The organism is Streptomyces sp. NPDC020747, assembly GCF_044334695.1.
Taxonomy (GTDB): domain Bacteria; phylum Actinomycetota; class Actinomycetes; order Streptomycetales; family Streptomycetaceae; genus Streptomyces.
On sequence record NZ_JBIRTJ010000055.1, the window covers coordinates 1 to 1141 of the forward strand.

Here is a 1141-nt window from a genome sequence, read left to right on the forward strand (position 1 = left end):
CCAGATGTACGGCCGCGCGAGCTTCCCTCTCCTCCGCCACCGCATCCTCTTGGGCTGACGACACCCTCCGTCACCACCGACTACGGAACAGACCCCGGCGTGCGGTGTGCGGTGTGTGCGGGACGCCCGACTGCGGCGTACCAGACCAGGGCCGCACATATGAAGGCCGTCGCCGCGGAGGCCAGTGACCTTGTGAGGGTGTCGTTCCGTGCGCCGGAAACGAGGGCGACGGCCAGTGCCAGCGTCAGGGTGAGGACGGGCAGCGCACGGGGGCTCCGCGTGGCGCCTGGCGCGGCGGCTGGCGCGGCGGCTGGCGCGGCGGCTGGCGGCAGCAGCCAGGTTGCGAGGCCGTAACAGGCACAGGCCAACAGTGTGGCTCCCAGCACTTCGCTGGGCCGGTGGCCGCCCATGGTTGCGCTGTAGGCGGCGATGCAGGCGAGCCACAGCACACCAGCCGTGGCGACGTAGGGGCGGATGCGGGGGGAAACCACGAGGACGGCGGCGAGGGTCAGCGCGGCGGGGATGGCCGTGTGCCCGCTGGGGAAACCCTGATCAAGGAGATTCTCGCGCACCCCCACCAGATCGGGGCGGGGCAGGATGGTCGATTTGAGCACCTCCTTGCCTCCGGTCGTGAGAATGACGACCCCGAGCGCCGCGCACCCCTGCCGCCAGCACCGCCGCACCAGGGTGAGGACCACGATGACGGCCAGGCCCACCATCAGGGTGGGCTTGGCGCTCAATTCCATCGGAGGCAGGGGCGTCGAGCCGTAGGCCGCTCCTGACAGGGGGTAGATCCATGCGTCTTCGCTGTCATCTGTACCGAGATCAAACAGGGCGTTCTCAGCCCGTTGCCCCCACGGGGTGCAGATGGCGAGCAGGTAGACCGTCAGGAAACCCAGCGTGTATAGCAGAGCCGGCATCCACGACCGTGCCGTACGCGACGGGCTGGGGTCGTCGGGGGCCTCGGGGGCCTGCCTTGAGGCCCCCGGACGGTGCGCGGGCAGGATCGGAGAATCGTGCTGAGTCATCGCTCTCTTTCTTCCGTGGGGGGGGGTGCCTCTATGTCTTTCGTCAAGGCGCCCAGGTTTGGTTTGGGGTGGTTTGACTTGCTGGGGTCATGCGGCGAGTTCGATGTCCTTGG

1 protein-coding gene is annotated in these 1141 nt (G+C 68.8%); it reads right to left on the minus strand.

Annotated elements, in window-relative coordinates; translation table 11 throughout:
• Positions 1 to 80: 80 nt before the first annotated feature.
• On the minus strand, positions 81 to 1028 hold the full coding sequence (locus ACH4YP_RS48030) for a phosphatase PAP2 family protein (protein ID WP_398497936.1): 948 nt from the start codon (positions 1026 to 1028) through the stop codon (positions 81 to 83).
• Between the last annotated feature and the right edge of the window lie 113 nt (positions 1029 to 1141).